This is a genomic window from Providencia alcalifaciens, assembly GCF_020271745.1.
Lineage (GTDB): Bacteria > Pseudomonadota > Gammaproteobacteria > Enterobacterales > Enterobacteriaceae > Providencia > Providencia alcalifaciens_B.
This window is the reverse complement of the sequence record NZ_CP084296.1, coordinates 3,728,194-3,747,832: the sequence shown is the minus strand read 5'-3', so window position 1 is coordinate 3,747,832 and position 19,639 is coordinate 3,728,194. Positions and strand designations below refer to the sequence as shown.

At 43.6% G+C, this 19,639-nt stretch carries 24 protein-coding genes; all 24 read left to right on the top strand.

Annotated features, from left to right (window positions below; translation table 11 throughout):
• Positions 1-326 precede the first annotated feature (326 nt).
• The 24 genes from LDO51_RS17375 to LDO51_RS17260 all read left to right on the top strand — a co-directional run bounded on the left by LDO51_RS17375 (position 327) and on the right by LDO51_RS17260 (position 19,639).
• Entirely contained in the window at positions 327-1,346 is a 1,020-nt protein-coding gene (locus tag LDO51_RS17375; RefSeq protein WP_225575554.1) for a terminase small subunit, read from the top strand.
• A gap of 198 nt (positions 1,347-1,544) precedes the next feature.
• Positions 1,545-2,939, top strand: coding sequence for a phage terminase large subunit (terL, locus tag LDO51_RS17370; protein ID WP_225575553.1), 1,395 nt, complete (start codon positions 1,545-1,547; stop codon positions 2,937-2,939).
• Position 2,940: 1 nt separating this feature from the next.
• Complete coding sequence (locus LDO51_RS17365) at positions 2,941-4,278, top strand: DUF1073 domain-containing protein (RefSeq protein ID WP_225575552.1); 1,338 nt, start codon at positions 2,941-2,943, stop codon at positions 4,276-4,278.
• A complete protein-coding gene (locus LDO51_RS17360; protein WP_225575551.1) occupies positions 4,223-5,083 on the top strand; it encodes a phage minor head protein in 861 nt (286 codons plus the stop codon). The genes LDO51_RS17365 and LDO51_RS17360 overlap by 56 nt, the downstream gene beginning before the upstream one ends.
• A 3-nt stretch (positions 5,084-5,086) precedes the next feature.
• The gene (locus tag LDO51_RS17355; protein WP_225575550.1) at positions 5,087-6,250 is read left to right on the top strand and encodes a DUF2213 domain-containing protein; all 1,164 of its coding nucleotides are present in this window, start codon (positions 5,087-5,089) and stop codon (positions 6,248-6,250) included.
• Positions 6,250-6,726 carry a structural cement protein Gp24 gene (locus tag LDO51_RS17350; protein WP_225575549.1) on the top strand — a complete coding sequence of 159 codons (477 nt, stop codon included), beginning with the start codon at positions 6,250-6,252 and terminating at the stop codon, positions 6,724-6,726. The genes LDO51_RS17355 and LDO51_RS17350 overlap by 1 nt, the downstream gene beginning before the upstream one ends.
• Before the next feature lie 2 nt (positions 6,727-6,728).
• Complete coding sequence (locus LDO51_RS17345) at positions 6,729-7,667, top strand: major capsid family protein (RefSeq protein ID WP_225575548.1); 939 nt, start codon at positions 6,729-6,731, stop codon at positions 7,665-7,667.
• Between the two features lie 14 nt (positions 7,668-7,681).
• On the top strand, positions 7,682-8,044 hold the full coding sequence (locus LDO51_RS17340) for a DUF4054 domain-containing protein (protein WP_225575547.1): 363 nt from the start codon (positions 7,682-7,684) through the stop codon (positions 8,042-8,044).
• Positions 8,041-8,505 (top strand): hypothetical protein, encoded by a 465-nt coding sequence (locus LDO51_RS17335; protein ID WP_225575546.1) that lies wholly within the window; start codon positions 8,041-8,043, stop codon positions 8,503-8,505. Before LDO51_RS17340 ends, LDO51_RS17335 begins: the two co-directional genes overlap by 4 nt.
• Positions 8,502-8,840, top strand: coding sequence for a hypothetical protein (locus tag LDO51_RS19835; protein WP_225575545.1), 339 nt, complete (start codon positions 8,502-8,504; stop codon positions 8,838-8,840). Before LDO51_RS17335 ends, LDO51_RS19835 begins: the two co-directional genes overlap by 4 nt.
• On the top strand, positions 8,764-9,258 hold the full coding sequence (locus LDO51_RS17325) for a phage neck terminator protein (protein ID WP_225575544.1): 495 nt from the start codon (positions 8,764-8,766) through the stop codon (positions 9,256-9,258). Before LDO51_RS19835 ends, LDO51_RS17325 begins: the two co-directional genes overlap by 77 nt.
• 3 nt (positions 9,259-9,261) lie before the next feature.
• Complete coding sequence (locus tag LDO51_RS17320) at positions 9,262-10,773, top strand: DUF3383 domain-containing protein (protein ID WP_225575543.1); 1,512 nt, start codon at positions 9,262-9,264, stop codon at positions 10,771-10,773.
• A gap of 8 nt (positions 10,774-10,781) precedes the next feature.
• Positions 10,782-11,216 carry a phage protein gene (locus tag LDO51_RS17315; RefSeq protein WP_225575542.1) on the top strand — a complete coding sequence of 145 codons (435 nt, stop codon included), beginning with the start codon at positions 10,782-10,784 and terminating at the stop codon, positions 11,214-11,216.
• Entirely contained in the window at positions 11,216-11,608 is a 393-nt protein-coding gene (locus LDO51_RS17310; RefSeq protein WP_225575541.1) for a phage tail assembly chaperone, read from the top strand. The genes LDO51_RS17315 and LDO51_RS17310 overlap by 1 nt, the downstream gene beginning before the upstream one ends.
• 32 nt (positions 11,609-11,640) lie before the next feature.
• Positions 11,641-11,790, top strand: coding sequence for a hypothetical protein (locus LDO51_RS19830; RefSeq protein WP_225575540.1), 150 nt, complete (start codon positions 11,641-11,643; stop codon positions 11,788-11,790).
• Positions 11,750-13,708, top strand: a complete 1,959-nt coding sequence (locus LDO51_RS17300) for a hypothetical protein (protein WP_225575539.1) — start codon at positions 11,750-11,752, stop codon at positions 13,706-13,708. The genes LDO51_RS19830 and LDO51_RS17300 overlap by 41 nt, the downstream gene beginning before the upstream one ends.
• A gap of 59 nt (positions 13,709-13,767) precedes the next feature.
• Positions 13,768-14,526, top strand: coding sequence for a phage baseplate protein (locus LDO51_RS17295; protein ID WP_225575538.1), 759 nt, complete (start codon positions 13,768-13,770; stop codon positions 14,524-14,526).
• Positions 14,523-14,861, top strand: coding sequence for a phage baseplate plug family protein (locus LDO51_RS17290; RefSeq protein ID WP_225575537.1), 339 nt, complete (start codon positions 14,523-14,525; stop codon positions 14,859-14,861). Before LDO51_RS17295 ends, LDO51_RS17290 begins: the two co-directional genes overlap by 4 nt.
• The gene (locus LDO51_RS17285; RefSeq protein ID WP_225575536.1) at positions 14,836-15,660 is read left to right on the top strand and encodes a phage protein; all 825 of its coding nucleotides are present in this window, start codon (positions 14,836-14,838) and stop codon (positions 15,658-15,660) included. The genes LDO51_RS17290 and LDO51_RS17285 overlap by 26 nt, the downstream gene beginning before the upstream one ends.
• Positions 15,657-16,322 (top strand): Gp138 family membrane-puncturing spike protein, encoded by a 666-nt coding sequence (locus LDO51_RS17280; protein ID WP_225575535.1) that lies wholly within the window; start codon positions 15,657-15,659, stop codon positions 16,320-16,322. Before LDO51_RS17285 ends, LDO51_RS17280 begins: the two co-directional genes overlap by 4 nt.
• Positions 16,319-16,681, top strand: coding sequence for a hypothetical protein (locus LDO51_RS17275; RefSeq protein WP_225575534.1), 363 nt, complete (start codon positions 16,319-16,321; stop codon positions 16,679-16,681). Before LDO51_RS17280 ends, LDO51_RS17275 begins: the two co-directional genes overlap by 4 nt.
• Positions 16,665-17,789, top strand: coding sequence for a baseplate J/gp47 family protein (locus tag LDO51_RS17270; protein ID WP_225575533.1), 1,125 nt, complete (start codon positions 16,665-16,667; stop codon positions 17,787-17,789). Before LDO51_RS17275 ends, LDO51_RS17270 begins: the two co-directional genes overlap by 17 nt.
• Positions 17,782-18,438 carry a DUF2612 domain-containing protein gene (locus LDO51_RS17265; protein WP_225575532.1) on the top strand — a complete coding sequence of 219 codons (657 nt, stop codon included), beginning with the start codon at positions 17,782-17,784 and terminating at the stop codon, positions 18,436-18,438. The genes LDO51_RS17270 and LDO51_RS17265 overlap by 8 nt, the downstream gene beginning before the upstream one ends.
• Positions 18,425-19,639, top strand: a complete 1,215-nt coding sequence (locus LDO51_RS17260; RefSeq protein WP_225575531.1) for a phage baseplate protein — start codon at positions 18,425-18,427, stop codon at positions 19,637-19,639. The genes LDO51_RS17265 and LDO51_RS17260 overlap by 14 nt, the downstream gene beginning before the upstream one ends.

Sequence of the window (19,639 nt, the reverse complement as noted above, 5' to 3'; positions counted from 1 at the left end):
TAGAGGCTGAAAGGATTGGGGCTTATATGAAAAAAGGATTTATTGCGATGGAGCCAATATACCTATCCCAAGGTCACGTAACGAAAGCAAAGGTAAAATAAGGTTACGTTTATTCAAGGTTTGTAATCAGTAGTACGCATTTCACCCTGAGCACCACATGCACACACATCTAAAAAACATCGAGCCAATATTTAGGTAATGGGTCTTTGTCTATCAACGAGTGCAGGAAACAAAGAAAACGTTATTCAACGATGAAGTAGCGGAATAACCAATCACAAAGCCAGTTCGAGTGAGCCGGCTTTTTAATTTGTTATGAGGGAAACATTATGGCTAAGCCGGATTGGAGCGAGCTACAAAAACAGTTCCTGTCTGACCATGCTAAATCAGGAATATCCCCTAAAGAGTGGTGTGAAGACCAGGGACTCAATTACGCAACTGCGCGACGATACATCAAGATATCAAATGCGCAGAGTGCGCAAAAAACTGCGCAAAAGAAATTGCGCACTGCTCACGATAAAGAATGTGCAAAAGAGCCTATATGTAATAGCACAATACGAACTGCGCAGAGTAGAGAGCAAGATAATGCGCACGATGATGAAAATACCTTTGATGTGCGCAACTACGGGCTTAATGACTCACAAGTCAAATTCGTCAATGAGTATCTTATCGACTTAAATCGAGCTGCTGCATATAAGCGAGCCGGTTATAAAGGCGAGGGCAATACAGCTTATGTAAATGCTACTCGAATGCTAAGAAATGCTAAGGTTTCAAGAGCAATCGCGGACGCGCTAGCAGAACGAGAACGTCGGACTGAAATAACCCAAGATGCCGTATTAAAAATGTGGTGGGATATTGCAACTGCAGACGTAAATGAGCTAACTGAATATCGCCGATTATGCTGTCGTCATTGTTGGGGCTTCGGATTTAATTATCAGTGGCGCGATGCGATAGAATTTGAGGATGCTATTACTGAAGCTAGGGCTAAAAAGAAAAAGATACCGAATGATAATGGCGGTTACGGTTATGACAATTCACTTGATCCTAATCCTGATTGCCCTCGCTGTAGTGGTTTTGGTATTGGTCGTGCGCATTTTCATGATACACGCGATTTAACTGGCGCTGCTCGTCGTTTATTCGCTGGTGTGAAAGAGGGTAAGTTTGGTATCGAGGTGATCACTCGTAATCAAGATGATGCGCTTAAAATGGTTGCACAGCATTTGGGGATGGTTAAGAACAAGACTGAGATAACCGGCGCTGATGGTGGGCCTATTCAATCGACAGGAATTGACCTTAGTCATTTGAGTTTTGAACAGCTCATGCAGTTGAGAAAAAAATCAAAAAACTAGCCTTATTTAACATAATGGTGCTTACATGCCCTGCGACTTTTCAACTCAATTAAAATGTCACCCTAAACCGACAAAAGCCTAAATCTTCTCTTTGAATTTGGGCTTTTTATTTGTTGCTAATTTGTTATCAAAAACTTACTTTCCATTTCACTGTCGTTTTGAGGTGAAAGGGCTATTTATTACATTTTAGGTGTGACTATGGATATCGATTTCAGCTTATTTGATGAAGAGATCGAAAGGGAGATAGCACGCCGTAGTTTGCATGAATTCATTCAGTATATAAACCCTGAATACATCACGAGCCATTTCTCTCAAACGGTGTGTGATGCGCTAGACCAGTTCTTGGTTGATATGATGGCAGGTAAGCGCCCTAAATTAATATTGGGTGCACCGCCACAGCATGGTAAGTCTGATATTGTTTCCCGCTATCTTCCTGCTTACTTCTTTGGAAAATACCCCAACATGCGGGTTGGGGCGTTATCGTATTCCTCTGATTTAGCCGGTGATATGAATACCGATGTTCAGCGGATTATGATGTCAGCTGAATATCGTGCCTTGTTTCCTAAGAGCTGGTTAGGCAACAAGCCTGAAAATGGCATTGCTGTTAAACGTAACTCTGACGAGTTCGGTATTGCCAATCACAAAGGCAGCTATGTGTGTGCGGGTGTCGGTGGCCCATTAACGGGGAAGAAAGTTGACCTTGGTATTATTGATGATCCGATAAAGAACTCGAAAGAAGCACTTAGCCCGACAGTTAAAAAATCGATTTGGAACTGGTACGTATCGACCTTTAAGACCCGCTTATCAAAAAACAGTGGCGAGATCATCATGGCGACCCGCTGGGCGACGGATGACTTATCTGGTCAATTAAAAGATAAAGCACCTGAAACTAAGGTGCTTGCATTTCCTGCTATCAACGAGCAAGGTGAAGCGCTGGTACCAGAATTACACCCAATTGACAAACTACTGGAAACCAAAGCAATCCTTGGAGATTACTTCTGGTCTGCCATGTATCAACAATCACCGAAGCCGGGTGATGGGCAAATCTTCCATGAAGAATTTGTTCGTTATTACTTACCTAAAGACCTGCCTGAAAAATTCGACAAGGTTATTCATAGTTGGGATATGACCTTTAAAGATAGCGACGGTACCGACTATGTGGTTGGTCAGGTTTGGGGCAAGAAAGGTGCCAATGCGTATCTACTGTACCAAATTCGAAAACGCATGAGCTTTACTCAAACGAAAGATGCAGTGAAGCTTTTGGCAGAAAAATTTCCCGAAGGTAGGCGTAAGCTGGTGGAAGATAAAGCCAATGGCCCAGCAGTTATAGACTCATTGAAATCTACAGTATCGGGCTTGATTCCTGTTGAACCTGATGGCAGCAAAATTGCACGCGCCCACGCATGCACCGCGGAATGGGAAGCGGGAAATGTGTGGCTACCGCACAAAGATATTGCTCCGTGGATTGTAGAAACAGTGGAAGAAATTACCACATTCCCGTTCGCTGGCAATGACGACACAGTGGATGCTATGACGCAGGCATTGCGTGATTTGTATCAAAAGCATTCAATCAGCCCTCTGGATATCCTTTAATATGACAAAGACAACATTTATCGGGCGATTGAAAGATAGCCTGAGCAGCATGATCACATCGCTTGGTGAAAAAATTGGAGCGGTGATCTATAGCGATAAAAAACCAAAAGTGTCTGATAAAGAACTTATGGCGATGTATGAAAATTCGTGGGTGGTAGCGAAGTACATTAATAAAACCGCTGACGATATGCTTAAGGTTCCCCGTGTATTTATTGGTGATATTGATAGTTCTCTAAAGCAGCAAATTGAGGACATTGAAACGAAACTTGGCACATATCAAATTAAACATGATGCGCTAACATGGTCATCCTTGCTGGGTGATGCGTTGATTGTTGCAATTACTGATTGCGATGATGTTCAAATAGTGTCACCTCTTGATCTGCAAAATGAAAATATCGTCAAATTCTTGGTGCTACGTAAGGGAGAATACACCCCTGACTCTAAAGTGATTTGTGATATTCAATCCCCGCATCTTGGTGAACCAATTATCTATCATATCGATATTGGTACTGGTGAACTGAAATTCCACCATTCACGATGCCATCGCATTAAGTTGGGTAAACATAGCATCAAGGATCGCTGTAAGTTTGGCACATCAGATATACAAGCCTCCTACGAAGCCATCAAGATTTTTGATACTGCAATTGTAAGTACGGGGGACACAATTCAAGAAGCTAACGTTGATGTGTTGTTTATACCAAATATGAATGAGCAAATAGCAGCAGGGCAGGAAGATAAGGTTCTAAGTTATTTACGCATCATGAAAGAAGGTAAATCATCAACAGGCATTCTAGCTATTGATGCAGGGGACTCATCGATTCAAGGTCGATATGAACAGAAGAACGCTCAATTCGCCGGTCTTTCGGATGTGATTACAAAAATGTTTAGTGTGCTAGCAGGGGCATTAAGTCGACCGTTATCAATCCTTTTTGGACAATCAGCAACAGGGTTTAGTTCTGGCGAAGAGGACAACAAAGCCTATTACGAAGATATCAATGGGCGGCAGGAATCGCGTTTACGGCCTATTCAGGATTTTATCGATCAATTTATTCTCGATAAATTGGCGATTGTGGATGAACTAAAATATACATACCCCTCTATCGATAGTATCAATGAAGCAGAGTTGGCAACTCGTTTTACTGCGTATGCGTCAGGTTTTAGCACGCTGTTTCAAGATTATATTCTGGATGAGAAAACGATCTTGCGTGAAATGATCGCAAGAGGATTACTCACGACGGTAACAGAAAAAGATATTGAGTCTATTATCGTCAGTGCCGGAACTAATGAGGTCAACAATGGAGCTTCAGCAACTTTTGGTGCGCAAGCAGGGGAGACGTAAGCCTCGCCGCCGGCGAATGCAACCAATCAAACAGAGTAAACGGGCAGAGGTCTGGTATCGAGAACGGCTCTACGCTGTGATTGATGAGATGACGAATATTGTCATCAACGAACTGGAAAGCCTTACATTAAATGACTCACCAACACCACCGATCAGTATTACTGCAAAACTCTCCCGAGCCATACAAAAAGTTGCCAACCTTTCTATTGCTGATATTGCTAATCGTTTGTCATTTGGATTGGTAAACCGAGCTAATCAGCAAAACAAAGAACAAACCCAGCGAATTTATAATCAAGCCTTTGGGATTGACCTTTCAGGGCTTTTGGGTGATGGCGCCATACGTGAGGATATGGATAAAGCGGTAAAAGAGAATGTGGATTTAATTACGTCGATTCAAACCGATTTTATCAATGAGATTGGTGAGAAGGTTTTTACGAACCTATCTCGCGGTGGGCGTCATGAAAATCTGACGTCAATTATCAAAGAGCGTGGCGAAGTATCGAAAGTGCGTGCCAAGTTTATCGCGCGTGACCAAACAGCAAAGCTTAACGCCGCATTTACAGAATCACGTAGTCGTGCGCTTGGTCTCGACTTGTACGAGTGGGGCGGTGCTGGTGATGAGCGAGAGCGTGATAGTCATTTTGTGTTGAATGGCATGCTGTGTAAATACTCCGATCCTACTGTTTACTCAGATGATTTGGGGAAGACTTGGAAAAAGCGCAAATCAATTGGAGCATTCGAGGGTAATCCTGGTCAGGATTATGGTTGTCGATGCGTACCTCTCCCTTACGTCTCATGGGATTAATCAATGGCATGGAAAAAAACACCGCAGGGGTACGTTGTCACCACTGCGACAATTACCCGAGCAGGGCCGATTGAGTATTACGGTCATGAAATTGGGCTTACCGGCAGCGATGCCAACAAAAAAATATCAATCATCCGCACTCTCTCAGAACTCTCAAAATCAGAAACGCTTAAATCCTTTGAAGGTTTGCCACTCACGTTAACTCATCCTGATGATGGAGAGGTGACTGCGCAGGATCACAAAGAGAAATCATCAGGTCATATTCAAAATGTACGAATTGATGGTGATGAGGTTGTCTGTGACGTTTACATCACTGACGCACTGGCAATCAAAACATTAGAGGATACAGACGTTAGAGAGGTGTCTGTCGGGTATGAACCCGCTGAAATCGAAGAGCGGTCAGGACAGTTATATCAAATCAATATTCGCGGCAATCATGTTGCGGTAGTGGCTGATGGGCGTTATGGCTCTGAATGCCGATTAAATGACAAAAAAGGTAAGGCAATGAAAAAACCATACACATTAAAAGACCTTGTTAACCTGCTTAAAGGTAAGCGAGCTAATGACGCAGAGGGTGCCACGCTAACAGCCGATGAAATTGTAGGCATGATTGCTGCTCTTGAGAAGTCATTGGAGGATTTGAACGGACAAGGCACTGAAGAAGCTGCTGCAAAAGCACAGGAGGTATTAACGCAACTTTCTGAATTAAAAGCGCAGCTCGAAGGAATGAAAGCGGGGCCAAATGACAATGATGGCAATGCAGATGGCAGCTCTAATGATGATGTTGCTACATTGAAAGAGCAAAATGCGCAGCTACAAGCCAAAGTGACGGAATTAGAGACAGAGAATAACTCGCTCAAAGATGAGTTAGAACGTCTTAAAAACGCACAATCAACCGAAACTACGTTAAATGATGCGAAATCGCGATTCCCGAAAGTGAATCTCAAAGATGCAAAGTCAGAGCGTGATATTCACTCTGCGGTATTAGTTCAGCGTGGTGTATTCAATGACTCTGCAGTTAAAAGCATGACAGATGAGGCACTCCGTTCAGCGTATGTGGCCTTACAGGTGTCAACTAAACCACGCAGCGATATTGGTAAGCATTTGTTTAACGATGCCAAGCCAGAAGAGCCGCGCAATTTCACTAAAAAATTCGGGGGTAAATAATGGAAACCGGAAAAAATCGTTATTTAGGAAAACGCTGGTTTGCTGGTCAAGTGGCACGAGCTGGTGAGTCTGGCATTGTTGCTCCATCTTATATCAATGTTGGAGATACGCCTATTAAGGGCGGCTATTTTGTGGCGATGGGCAATGTGGCTCAAGGGTGTAAGAACGTCACTTCAGCAACGGATAAAATTCTCGGTGTTGCGATGGTGATTGGCGTACACCATGAATTTAAGCCGGGTAGAAATTTGTCTCCAATGACATTACCTCACGGCTCTGAAGTTGTCGTACAGATGGCAGAGGATAGTACGTTAGCGCTTGGTGATGCGGTTACCGTCGTTGCGAAGGGTAAAGATATCGGCACGGCAAGTCACAATGGCGATATCAAAACCAATTTCTATGTTACAGATGTCAATGGCAGCCTTGCCAAGATTATGCGTAACGAAGTTACACCGGCAGCAGCAGGTACAGGAGAGTAATAATGGATGAATTAGAAGTTCAAGACGTTTTAGAGCAAACAGCAGTTGATTTTGATAAAACGTTTGAAAAACAAGAGTACCCCGATATTCAGTTGGGTAAGTTTATGACGATTACCAATAAGGGTAATGTTCAAACTACGGATGTGGCCTACGGGGAAGAAACGGGTACTCAAGATCTCGACAACGGTGTGATTGATGAAAGCACAACTTCTTTAGAAACAGAAGATGTGAACATCAAAGCCAAAAAAATGGGTTACATCGATTGGGGTAAAGTGGTCGTTTATACCCGACTGGGCGTTGAGCGTGCTAAAAAGCTCGGCATTCAACTGGATACATCAAAACTTGAAAACCTACGCGGTGTGTGTTTGCGTACCATTCAAAAGACTGCACTTATCGGCCATGCTCGACGTACTGATGTCACTGGCATGCTAAATAATCGTGCAGTTAATATCGAGGATATGTCAAAGCTTAAGTCGATTTCTGAAATGACCGGTGAGGAAGCCCGTGCGTGGTTTATTAATCTCATCAAATTAGGCTATCAGGCCAGTGATGAAATTATCATGCCTAATACGATTGCTATTGATAACATGGACTTATTGACATTATCAGGTTTGTACGATTCCTCGATCACTAACGGAGCGACTAACGTTAATGCTTTGCAAGCGATCAAACAGTCTCTAAATGAATTTGCAGGTCAGTCTATTGAAATCGTGGGTGTGCCTATGGGGTTTGCTCAAGGTGTTGCTAAAGCGGGTGTCAACCGAGCGGCCGTCTATACCAATGACGAGCAAACGATTTTTACTGACTGGGCACGCCCACCGTCAACAGGTGCGGTATTCCAACGTTCAAGTACGAGCTTTGAAATTCCTGTTGAGGCACAATTTACTGGTGCCATCATCCGTAAGTTAGATCGCTTTATCTACGTAGATTACAAAGCTTAGCCTTTGGGGGTAATATGACTTTCCTCACACGTTACCCCGAGTTTGCCAAAACTAAACAGCCCCGAATCGAACTTGCCTTACAGGATGCATCTAATCAGATGAGTCGCAAAGTGTGGGGCAAGTTATACGAACAAGGTCAACACGCACTTGCCGCTCATCTTTTGTATCAATCAGGCGCATTAACCCGCTCAGGTCACAGCAACGGAAAACCTATCCAAACGGCGACGAGTAAAAGTGCCGGTGGTTTATCGGTTGGTTACTCTGCTCCTGATGCGGGATTTGGCGCTAATCATGATGGGTATGCGTCAAGCTCTTATGGGCAAGAATACCTCCGGCTTCGTAAGTTGGTGGGTATTCATGTGATGGTGGTTCCGTGATTAAAAACTCTGGCAAATTAAATGGTACGGGCCTGAAAGCTTTAGAGGCTCGCATTCGTGCAATGGGTAAGAAAAAGGTTGTGATTGGTGTGCCGGCGGAAACGAATGGCGAGCGCAAAGATGGGCTGAGTAATGCAACCATTGCCGCGGCGCATGAATTTGGTGTTCCTGGTCACATCCCTGAACGCTCATTCCTGCGGTCAACATTGGGAGGGAATAAAGATAAGGCAGCGGGTTTTCTAATTCGAGAACTAAAAGCCGATATCGCTCAGGGGGACTTTTCCGGCAAGGCTTTTTCGATTGTTGGTGAAAAGCTCTCTGCTGAGGTTAAACGGAAAATACAGTCTGGCATTAGCCCTGCTCTTGATCCAAAAACAGTAAAGCGAAAAGGGTCTTCTAAGCCGCTTATTGACACTGGCAACCTGCTTCAGTCAATCACTTACGAGGTGCGCGATAAATGATGGATAATTTTGTTGCAGATATCTTTTCCGATCCGTTCTTCGGTCAGGATTGTGATTTCGAAACCGAATCCGGTGTTAAGCGCACCTTGACCTGCATTATTCAGCCAGCCAGTAATGATGACCTGCAAATTTTGCCGGAAGGTGACCGTTATAACCCTACCGTTCGCGTAATGACACAGGAGGAGATTGAGAGCAAAGACCTGTTTTACTGGAATGGTCATCGTTGGCGAGTGATCAGCAAATCTCTATGGAACGATTATGGCTATTACGACACTCTTGCGACTCGATATGAAGGCAGTCAGACTGGCGATAGCGAAGGTTTCCCAATTACCTGAAGACAAGGTGATTGATGGTAATGGCGAGACGGATGTATCGGAGTGGAAGTATTTTATTTCAGTGAATCAGCTTAACTCTGACCCCATAGGGACGGAAATTAAGTTTGATGGCTCGAATGAAAAAGAAATCATTACGACAACGCGAGAAACCATTATCTCAATCAATGCTTTCGGTAAAAATGCCTATCAGTTATTAGAAACCTTCGAGTCATCACTGAATACCTCTTTTGCTCAGCAACTATTCAAATCAATAGGCGCTGGCATTGTCCGTAAATCTCAAATTCGCAACCTACCGACAGCAGTCGCCGGTGGCAAAGAACAACGGGCACAAATCGATTTAACACTTTCTCACAATCATCGTATCGAAGCACCGCTCAATCGTGGTGAGTCGGTCGTTATCACTACTCAAAAGGGTTAATCCATGAGTTTATCAATCAAAGAGGTGATCAACGCTCAAATCTTGCCACAATCGGCAGCGGCACAACGCCGAGATTTAAGTATGGTCGCCATTTTTACATCAGAGGTGGGCGTGGCATTTCAGGATGCCTCGACACGTTATGTTTTTGTTTCTACCCCTGACGATGTTGCAAACCTATTCGGAACAAACTCGAACGCACATAAAGCGTCAATGTCTCTATTTTCAGCGAGACCAAAGCTTAAGCGTGCAATGGTTGCTCGATTCGTGAAAGAGCAACAAGAAATACCAGCAACCGCGAATGCGTTAAAAGGCTCGCCATTATCCACGGGTATTAATGCATTCAAAGCCATCTCGGATGGCTCGATGGTGCTAAATGTCGGTGGGAAATCAACAGAACTAACGGGAATGGATTTTAGCGCTGCCATTGATTTTTCTGATATTGCACAAGTCATTAGTGCTACCTTGCCAGAGGATTTAAACCTACAGGCTATTTGGGACATCGTAGGCCATCGGATTATTGTTCAAGCGCAAACCGCAGGGGCATACCCAGCGACACGTATTGGTTATGCAACAGCAGCGGGGCAAGGTTCCTATGTTGGTAGCATGCTTAAGCTGGAAGATGGGCAAGCAACAATCGTGACAGGCCAAGCGGCTGTGACGGTGAAAGCAGAAAGTCCATCAGAAGCACTGCATAATCTTGAAGACTTATACCAAAACTGGTACGGCGCTTATTTTGCTGATGCGCTGACGGACGAACAGATAGATGATGCGCACACTTGGATCACGTCGGCTGATTTGAAAGTCATGGCTTATACCGCTACGCGTGATGAACAAATTGAGTGGAACAACGATAACATGTTGAAGAAGCTGTTTGATAAGAACAGCGGACGCTTGATGGTTCAGTTCAATAAAACAGGTGATGACCACGCCGCAGCAGAATTACTGGCCATTGCAGTCTCAACGGTTTGGAATGCTCAAAATACAGCTAAAACAGTGAAGTTTAAGCAGCAAACCTCAGTACGTTCTGATGACCGAGTGACTCAAAACGAAGCGCAAAAGTGTCGTCGCCTCGGTATCAACTTTTACACCGACTATGACGGGATCAATATGTTGGCTGAAGGCACTATGCTCGGCGGGACATTTATTGATGAAGTGATGGGGCTGGATGCTTTTCTGGACTCTTGCCAAAAACAAGCATTCACAACCCTGCAAGCAACTCCAACGAAAGTTCCTCAAACAGATAAGGGCCAATCCCGCCTTATCGGTTCTTTGGTCGTTATTGGTAATGAATTTGTGCGTAACGGATTCTTAGCCGGTGGTATCTGGCGCGGGGATGATGTTGGTGAGCTGACATACGGTGACCGCCTCGATGACGGATTCTATTTTTATTCAGACAGCTTCGATAAGCAGTCACAGGCAGATCGTGAAGCACGAAAAATGATGCCTATTATGTGTGCAATTAAATTAGCCGGCGCGGGGCATTCGGCAGATCTGCTCATTCAATTTAATCGCTAGGGGGAACGATGGCTATTTATCGACATGACCGAAGTGTTTTAACACTGAACGGCTATGAAATTACAGCATGGGATGAGTCAACAGATTCATTCTCCCTTTCGCCGATTGGCGACGATGGTGCATATACCATTGGCGCAGCTGGGAACGGGGTATTTGTATTCACAGGCAATGAGTCGGGTGTATTAACATTTAAGCTACTCCAACACTCAGAAGATAATAAATTTCTATCTGACTTAAGAAACCAGATCCTCAGCAGTCAGTCTGCGCCAACACCGATTGAAATGTACATGAAAGATACGTGGAACGGCGATGAGTTTGTTGGACATGCTGGATTCTTTACAACGCCACCAACCCACAGTCGTGGTACGGGCCATAACCCAAACACATGGACCATTCAATTTGAACGGATCAAAACGAAATTAGCCAAAGGAGCGCTGAACTGATGGAAAAAGATAATATTACTTACGAACATCGCCACAGTAACTTTATTGAAGCGAAAACCAACTCAATGAAATTGCTTGGTGTGTTGAAAGGCTGCATTACTTTGCAGGGGGATAAAGTCGATATCGATGTGGGCGGCGTTCTAGCAAACATTGGCTCACCGGATATGCAAACCATTGAGAAATTCATCTTAAAATGGGTCACCGCTAAAGATGAAGAAGGCAATGTTATTCAGCTGGATAAAGTGGATGTATTCAATGCTCACTTTAATAAATACCGCTCTCATTACTTCGCTTTGGTTCTCGATGGCATTCAATTTCACTTCGCGGATTTTTTGCCCGCTGGGGTTGCATCCAAAGTCAATATACCAAACTTGGCGGCGCTGACAGCGTAAGTACCGTTGATTGGTTCAAGATGCTCCCAATTATGGAAGGCAAATATACAGGGCATGACTTAAGAACGACAGCAACGCTCGAAGATGTGCTTGATTTTCATGAAGCCTATGTCGAGCGTTTATTGTCTCAGCAGAGGGCAGATGATGGAAATCGAAGAGCTTCTGGTCGCCATCGGCGTTGATACGTCACAAGCGGCCAAAATAAAAGAAGTCGTTGTTGCCCTCGGCGCGGCTGCGACTCAAGTTGCCAACGAAGCCAACAAAGTGAATAAAACCCTTGATTCGGTTGGCGAACAATCCATTCAAAGCACTGAAATAGCGACCCAAAAAGCCAAAGAGACAGGCTCTAGTATCAGTAAGTTGAAAATGCTGGCATTGGGGGTGTCTGCCGTTGTCGGTTTAGCCGCTGCTAAGGTGCTAGGGTTTATTGATAGTTCTCTGGCGGGTGCTAAAGATTTAGCGAATGAGAAAGGGGCGTTATTTAAAATTTCTCAGCAAGAATTAAAGCAAGCTGACGAATACCAGGAGGCGATGAAAAAAACAGGACTATCTATCGATTCCATTAAAACTAAGATAGCCCTAAATTTAGTGCCGCAATTAACCCGAGTGACCAAGGGCTTTAATGACTGGCTAGGCTCGAATAAAGAATTAATCTCAGAAGGATTGACTCAAGTTATCAAGTGGGGCGCAAAAGGCATTCAAATGGTGGTTAACTCCATCAAAGCGATTGCGATGCTGATTGATAAAACGGTTGGTTGGAAAGTTGCGCTCGGTGTTTTAGTTGCAGTTCTCGCGGTATTAAAACGCTCAATGCTCATGGCGTTTATTACTAACCCGATAACGTGGGTCATCGCCGGTATTGTGGGCTTAATGCTGTTGCTTGATGATCTCATGGTTTACTTAGAGGGTGGGGACTCGCTCTTTGGTGAGTTTTGGGGGCCTGCGATTGAGTGGGTGAAGTCCGTCATGGCATGGTGGAATAAGTTCTACACTGAGAACAAAGCTACGTTTGACGCTTTAGCCGATATTTTCTATCGAGCAATTGACGCCATGATGACAGTGTTTGGCGGCTTGATGAAATACCTTGGCAATAGCCTAAAATTCCTTGTCGGGTTATTCACCGGCGACAGTGAAATGATGGCTGAAGCTTGGCAAGGTATGGTCGATAGCTTCATGCAGATATGGGATGGGCTGCAAGCGTATTTCAGTGCGTTCTTTGATTTCCTTTTAGTCATGTGGGGCGTTGCAGTAAGCGCAGCCAATAACGCATGGGAAGGCATCAAAAAAGGCGCAGGAAAAGCGTTTGATTGGATAAAATCACAAGCCAGTCGTTTTATCTCTGGCGTTAAAGCTATCTTCGCGAGAATTATTGATTTTCTGCTTTACCCTTTCAAAGCGGCATTTAATCAAATTAAATCCATCTACGATAGGTTTACGCAAAGCACCACTCAGTGGGTCGATGGATTGAGTCGGGTTTATTCAGCAGTGAAGAATTTTTTGTTATCGCCTTTTAATGCGGCGTTCGAATTAATTCAATCACTGTACGGTATCTTTACCGATGATTCTACAACATGGACTCAAAAATTAAGTAAGGTGTTCACTGCGATAAAAGATTTCTTGCTTGCACCCTTTAAAGCCGGGTGGGAGTTGGTGAAAAGTCTTTTTGGCATCAGTGATGCGGATACCGCGCAGTTTGTGAATGGTATAGGCAATGTGTTCAATAAAGTCACTGAGTTGATTAAAGCCCCATTTAAGGCTGCATTTGATTGGGTCAATCAAACATTTGGATCACTCGTTACAGCAGTGACAGATGGTGTGGGTAAGCTGAAGGAAATGGTCGGCATGGGCGATGGTGTTAATGCTTCAGGGAATTTTGTTGGCTCAGTCATCAATACGACAATGTATGGCGCGAATCTCCCTAGTTCTGCAGGTGAAATGGTGAGTAACAAATCTATCACTATTAACCAAGGGGATATGAACGTAACACAAAGTATCTCGGCTAACACGCCCGATAAAGCCGCATCAATAGCCGCAAACAGTATTGATAAAAACAGCCAAAAGCTCGCCTATCGAGCAATGGATAGCGCCATAGGAAACTAGCCCACTTCGGTGGGTTTTTTATTGACTCAAAATCATCACGCCTCTTAACCGGGGATTTCATGTTGGAGCCACCGATGGACTTAACAAGCGGATTATACACGGGGCGAGCCTCTGTTATCACTCGAACTATTGGTGACTTCATGCTCGATTGTACTGTTAGAGAAGATCATGAATCTTCATTACGAATAACAAAGAACCCGATTGAGTCTGGGGCTGATATTGCGGATCACGCGATATTGGAGCCAAAAGTATTAACCGTGACGGGAATTGTTGTTGGGTATGAACCCCCGCAGCATATTAAAAATAAGCTGGGATTTGATACGAGTATTTTAGATGAGTACCCACTTCCTATTGAGATCACCGCATCAGTAAATCAAGCGGAAGCTATCTTGGGACAATATATGTCGCTGGGAGAGTCAGTAAAGGATAAAGCGACTAAAGCTATCGCACCATGGTATCCAAATTCAGGGATTGGCAGCGCAGATCAATCCCAAACATTAGACAGAGTGGGTCGTGCGTATGACTGCCTGTTAGTCATACAAAAATCGGGTGAGACGATAGATGTTCAAACGGGGATCCGCTTATACAAAAACATGATGATAACGAATATTGGGTCATCACAAGATAAGCCGGGATCTGCGGAAATCACTCTAACGCTTGAGGAGATATTTATTGTTGAGAATCAATCTGCTCAAGGGCTTCATCCTGATTTAAAAGGCCAGCCTAAAAAATCAAGTATGGGTAGAACACAGCCGAAGAGCAAAGGGACAGAGTCAAAGGGAAGTAACAAATCGACATTGAAGGATATTTTTGGATGATTTACGAAATACCGGTATCAAACAAACCCATTCAAGAGCAAATGTTCACGCTCTTTGATATGAATCTTCGATTAACGATTTATTTTAACTCAGTGTCAAAAGGCTGGCAGTTTGACTTGTTCGATGCAGATAAAAACAAGGTGATCACTCAACGTCAGGGATTAGCTGTTAATGCTCCGTCATTATTGGAAAAGGATTTGCCTTTTATTCTGATGTTGTCTGATAAATCACAGTTCGGCATTAATTCCATTTCTCAGAATGAGTTAGGTAATCGACTATTGCTCTACATTGTCGATAAGGAGGCTTGGCGTGAGGCAATTCGGACGACAGCTTAAGCTTGTGATCGGTAGTAATAAAGAATCACTGGAAATAACAAACCTTAGAGTCACCTTTGAAGTCAAAAAAACATTAACACCAGAACCCAATCCCGCAGTTATCCGCATTTATAACCTCAACGCATCTCATCGAAACTTACTAACAAGCAAAGAATTTAATCGGGCCTTGTTATCTGTTGGCTATGAAGATCTACGGCAAATCTACGCGGGGGATATTGTTGAAGCTAACACACTGAGAGATGGTGAGGATTTTATTAGTGAGCTGATATGCGGTGATGGGTTTCAAGCCTATACCACCAAGCTTATCAATAAAACTTTATCTGCAGGTAAAAGTGACTCTGAAATCCTCAAAGAGAACACGCAAGCGATGGGGATTGAAACGGGCGTGACAGATTTGCCAAAGGACAGACAACTACCGCGAGGTAAAGTTATGTTCGGTGATCCTCGTGAGTTACTCCATAAAATAGCCAAAAATAATAATGCTCAGTGGTCAATTCAAGACGGACAAATGACGGTCTTACCGAAAGATAAGGTGCTTGCAGACAATGAAGGCTTTGTGCTTTCACAAGAGACTGGAATGATTGGATCACCCGAAAAGTCGGATGATGGTCTTCATTTAACGTGCTTGTACAACCCTGCCTTGCGGATTGGAGGACTGGTCAGAGTCCAGTCAATCATGCCGGAATATAACGGTGATTTTAAAATCACTGAATTGAGCCATTCGGGTGATTTTATGGGTGATGAATGGTATTCGCAGGTCACTTGCATTGGCGGTAAGTTTAAGAAGGTTGAGAAATGACAGAGCCAACTCTACTCGATGTAATGAATCGACAGGCTGAAAACCAGCGCCAAGATATCCATACCGCATTACCGGCTAAAGTTGTTTCTTGCGATGGACACAGTGTCACGGTTGAATTAATGATCAGCCATTTAATGAAAGATGGTAGTTCAATAGCGCTGCCGCCTTTGGTAGATGTTCCAGTTGGTTTTTATCGAGGGGGTGGATTTTGCGTCACTGTACCTCTAGAAGCCGGTGATGAGGGGTTGGCAATATTTGCCGAGCGTTGTATTGACGGGTGGTATGCATCTGGAAATCAATCAGCCCCTCTCGATACCCGATTTCATGATCTCTCTGATGCCTTTTTCTTCCCGCAAGGTAGTAGTCAACCAAATAAAATATCGGATTACTCCAGTGATTCTCTATCGATGCAGACCGATGATGGCTCTACTTATATCCGCATGCAAAAAGGGAAAATAAAAATAAAGGGCGACATAGAGCATGTGGGTAATAGTGAGCAGACAGGGCAACACGAACAGAAAGGAAACTGGAGTCAGACTCAAGGCGAGGCTAAATCAACAGGTAAAATTTCTGCTGCCGTTGGGGTATTTGGCGGTGTCGATGTTGAAAAACACAATCACCCTGATAGTCATGGCGGTAACACAGGGGAACCCAATAAATGAAGGTAAGACGATTAGATGATAACCATGATTGGACGTTTGGCAGCGGCCGTGCAGATTATGCTATGCAATCTGAAGCCATTAGTCAGTCGGTCCTAACACGATTGCTATCATTGCGTAACGACTGGTTTCTCAACCTTGAGCATGGTGTTCGTTGGTTCGATTACTTACGCAAAAATCCCAACATGATTGCGATGGAATCAGAAATTAAAAGTACGGTATTAAACACGCAAGGCGTGGATAAAATCACAGAGTTTGATATCACGCTGAATGCGGATACTCGCGCAATGACAATTACCGTTACTTACATCGACATTTATGGCCATGAAAATGAGGTAAATACAAATGCTCCAAATAACTGAAACGGGCATTGTCATTGATAGCCTAACAGCGGTTCACCAACGTTTAACTGAAGGGTTTAAACGTATTTATGGGGATGATATTAATCTCGATGCTGATAGCCCTGATGGTCAAATGATTGGTTTGTTTTCGCAAGAGATAGAAAACATTAACCAGGCTATTGCGATGGTTGTGCAAATGCTCGATCCCTATAAAGCGACAGGCTCATGGCTAGAACAACGCGCAATGTATGCAGGGATTGTTCGCAGCGGTGCTGATTACAGTTATCTTGATGATGTCATCATTACCGGCAAGCGAGGCGTTACAGTACGCAAAGACAGCGTATTTACCGATGACAACAATACTAAATGGGTAACACTGAATGATGTTGTGTCTGGTGAGAATGGTTCCGTTAGGGTAAATATGCGCAGCCGAGAATTTGGTTCATTTACTCTGCCTGCGAATAAAGAACTAAAAATGGACACCGTGACTGTCGGCATTGAAAAAGCCGTGACAACAAAGCAAGCCAAAGCGGGCACTTTTGCGGAAACGGATGGTGATTTACTAATGCGTTTTATGCGCTCCCATTCGATTAATAATCATGATGATCGTCAGGGGTTAGAAGGCGCATTGCTGGATATTCCAGACGTTAAACAAGCTCGAGTGTATGAAAACTTTACAGGGGCAACTAATGTCAATGGTATTCCTGCGCACTCATTGAATGCGGTTGTTATTGGTGGTTCAGATAATGATATTGCCATGACTATTTTAAAGAAAAAAATAGGTGGTTGTGGTGTGTTTGGTAGCATCAGTAGCACACAGAACTATGCTGGCGCGGAAAGGACGGTAAGGTTTGACAGGGCTAGCATCGCAAATATTAAGGTGAAACTGATTCTTGAGCGTGTCGGCGGCTTTCATGATATCGATACAGATGGCATAAAGTCAGCATTAGCATCAACTAAGTTCGAAATTGGGGAATCTGTCTATGCCATGCGATTAACTTGCCAAGTGAATTCTGTGCAAGGGTTCTATATTAAATCCATTACTGTCAATGGCACTGCCTCTGTCAGCATTGGTATTCGACAGTGTGCTCAAATCAGACCTGAAGATGTGGAGGTGTTGATTGAGTAAGCAGAGAGAAGATTTTTTGATCTGGCAATACAGAGGAAAACCGAAGGCCCGACAAACAGTCGGGCTTTTGCTATCTGAAACTAAGAAAACCTTTGAATCCGTCATCCAACTATCAACGGTATTAGATGTTGAAAAGTCGTCAGGATATGGGCTGGATCTGATAGGTAAGCATGTCGGTATCACTCGCATAATGAAGTCATTCATCCCAAAGGACTATTTTGGATTCCTAGGTATCGATGGTGCGCTTGGGTTTAATGTTGGTGTTTTTTACCGATATGGTGATTCGTTAAAAGAGTCATCAAAACTGGATGATGACGATTACCGTTTTTTTATTCGAGCGAAAATCACTAAGAATTACCAACATCCGACAATAGAAAATATCACATATTCAGTAAGAACTCTGTTAGGCGAGCAGACGTTTATCATTGATAACTACGACATGACGATGAATATCGTTGTTCCTGCAGATTACTTAACGCCATTCCGACTTCACGCCATCAAAAACTTAGACATCTTAGTCAGACCGATTGGCGTTAATTATAAATATTTAGTTATCACAGACTCTCACCCATTTGGATTCAGTCATGATCCCTATGCGTTCGGATTTGGTGATGGAAAATTTACGAGGCTCATGAATGTCAGTAATTAAAAAACCAGACTTAAAAATATTTGCTCAGGATGCCAAAACTGGCGAAATCGAATCATTCCCTGACATCTTACGCGGATGGGGTATCACTTTAGAGAGAACAGCGGGCAAGCCACCATTGGAATGGTTCAATGCTATCGGTAAGCGCGTCGATGAATGGTTGATGTATTTAACTCAACGCGGCGTGGCCGAGTGGGATGCATCGCTCTCATACCCAAAAACTGCCATTGTTCAATTTAATAGCATTGTTTATGTATCAGTTAAAGAAACTAAAGGTGAGCAACCAGATAAATCACAGGCGTCATGGTCAACACTTGGACTCTTTCTTGGTCTAGATAAGTATTCAACTACTGCTGCAATGAACTTAGAACTTAACAAAAAGTTCGACAAAGCTAACATTTCGGTCACGAAGGGCAATGATAATGACAACGTGCCTAGCCTGGGTTTGTTTACGGCTGAAATTGGAAAATTACAGCCGAAAGGGAATTATCAACCAGCTGGTGATTATGCAACTAATACTGCACTAACCAACGGATTAAATACAAAACTCAATACAAGTAATGTAGCTCAGGGAACAGGGAGTTCAACAGCCAATGTAATGAGTCAGAAAGCGGTTACCGATGCCTTACAAAATGCCGTTAATCTCAATACTATCTACCCTGTTGGTATCGTAGTTTGGTTTGCTCAAAATATAAACCCTAATAATTTGTTTCCTAATACTAAATGGCAATATATTGGTGAAAATAAAACCATTCGGTTAGCTTCGTCGAGTGGTAACAATGTCTTATCTACAGGTGGATCTGACTCGATAACTTTAAATGCATCTCAAATGCCAGTACACAACCATAGTTTCTCAGGCACGACTGCTTCCGCTGGAGGTCACACGCATTCGCGAGGTACGATGAACATAACTGGTGCATTTGCATTAGGTGGTGGAAAGTCAGAAGGTGAAGCCCCCGGATTTGTGGAAGGTGCATTTAGTAAAACTACACGTACATTAAAAGTGAATACTGCGTCTGGCACAGTGAATAGTTCTGTTTCGCAAGTTAATTTAGATGCGTCTAAAACGTGGAGTGGAGATACTTCAAATAGCGGGGCTCATACACATACGGTAACAGGAACGATTGGCAACGCTGGTAGTGGCTCGGCGATAACAGTAACTAACGCATATATCATGTTAATGGGATGGTATAGAATTAGTTAA

Excerpts from the sequence above, each read along its gene's own strand:
- LDO51_RS17375 (WP_225575554.1), top strand. The coding sequence starts at position 327 with ATGGCTAAGCCGGATTGGAGCGAGCTACAAAAACAGTTCCTGTCTGAC.
- terL (WP_225575553.1), top strand. The coding sequence starts at position 1,545 with ATGGATATCGATTTCAGCTTATTTGATGAAGAGATCGAAAGGGAGATA.
- LDO51_RS17365 (WP_225575552.1), top strand. The coding sequence starts at position 2,941 with ATGACAAAGACAACATTTATCGGGCGATTGAAAGATAGCCTGAGCAGC.
- LDO51_RS17360 (WP_225575551.1), top strand. The coding sequence starts at position 4,223 with ATGAGGTCAACAATGGAGCTTCAGCAACTTTTGGTGCGCAAGCAGGGG.
- LDO51_RS17355 (WP_225575550.1), top strand. The coding sequence starts at position 5,087 with ATGGCATGGAAAAAAACACCGCAGGGGTACGTTGTCACCACTGCGACA.
- LDO51_RS17350 (WP_225575549.1), top strand. The coding sequence starts at position 6,250 with ATGGAAACCGGAAAAAATCGTTATTTAGGAAAACGCTGGTTTGCTGGT.
- LDO51_RS17345 (WP_225575548.1), top strand. The coding sequence starts at position 6,729 with ATGGATGAATTAGAAGTTCAAGACGTTTTAGAGCAAACAGCAGTTGAT.
- LDO51_RS17340 (WP_225575547.1), top strand. The coding sequence starts at position 7,682 with ATGACTTTCCTCACACGTTACCCCGAGTTTGCCAAAACTAAACAGCCC.
- LDO51_RS19835 (WP_225575545.1), top strand. The coding sequence starts at position 8,502 with ATGATGGATAATTTTGTTGCAGATATCTTTTCCGATCCGTTCTTCGGT.
- LDO51_RS17325 (WP_225575544.1), top strand. The coding sequence starts at position 8,764 with ATGGCTATTACGACACTCTTGCGACTCGATATGAAGGCAGTCAGACTG.
- LDO51_RS17320 (WP_225575543.1), top strand. The coding sequence starts at position 9,262 with ATGAGTTTATCAATCAAAGAGGTGATCAACGCTCAAATCTTGCCACAA.
- LDO51_RS17315 (WP_225575542.1), top strand. The coding sequence starts at position 10,782 with ATGGCTATTTATCGACATGACCGAAGTGTTTTAACACTGAACGGCTAT.
- LDO51_RS17310 (WP_225575541.1), top strand. The coding sequence starts at position 11,216 with ATGGAAAAAGATAATATTACTTACGAACATCGCCACAGTAACTTTATT.
- LDO51_RS19830 (WP_225575540.1), top strand. The coding sequence starts at position 11,641 with ATGGAAGGCAAATATACAGGGCATGACTTAAGAACGACAGCAACGCTC.
- LDO51_RS17300 (WP_225575539.1), top strand. The coding sequence starts at position 11,750 with ATGATGGAAATCGAAGAGCTTCTGGTCGCCATCGGCGTTGATACGTCA.
- LDO51_RS17295 (WP_225575538.1), top strand. The coding sequence starts at position 13,768 with ATGTTGGAGCCACCGATGGACTTAACAAGCGGATTATACACGGGGCGA.
- LDO51_RS17290 (WP_225575537.1), top strand. The coding sequence starts at position 14,523 with ATGATTTACGAAATACCGGTATCAAACAAACCCATTCAAGAGCAAATG.
- LDO51_RS17280 (WP_225575535.1), top strand. The coding sequence starts at position 15,657 with ATGACAGAGCCAACTCTACTCGATGTAATGAATCGACAGGCTGAAAAC.
- LDO51_RS17275 (WP_225575534.1), top strand. The coding sequence starts at position 16,319 with ATGAAGGTAAGACGATTAGATGATAACCATGATTGGACGTTTGGCAGC.
- LDO51_RS17270 (WP_225575533.1), top strand. The coding sequence starts at position 16,665 with ATGCTCCAAATAACTGAAACGGGCATTGTCATTGATAGCCTAACAGCG.
- LDO51_RS17260 (WP_225575531.1), top strand. The coding sequence starts at position 18,425 with ATGTCAGTAATTAAAAAACCAGACTTAAAAATATTTGCTCAGGATGCC.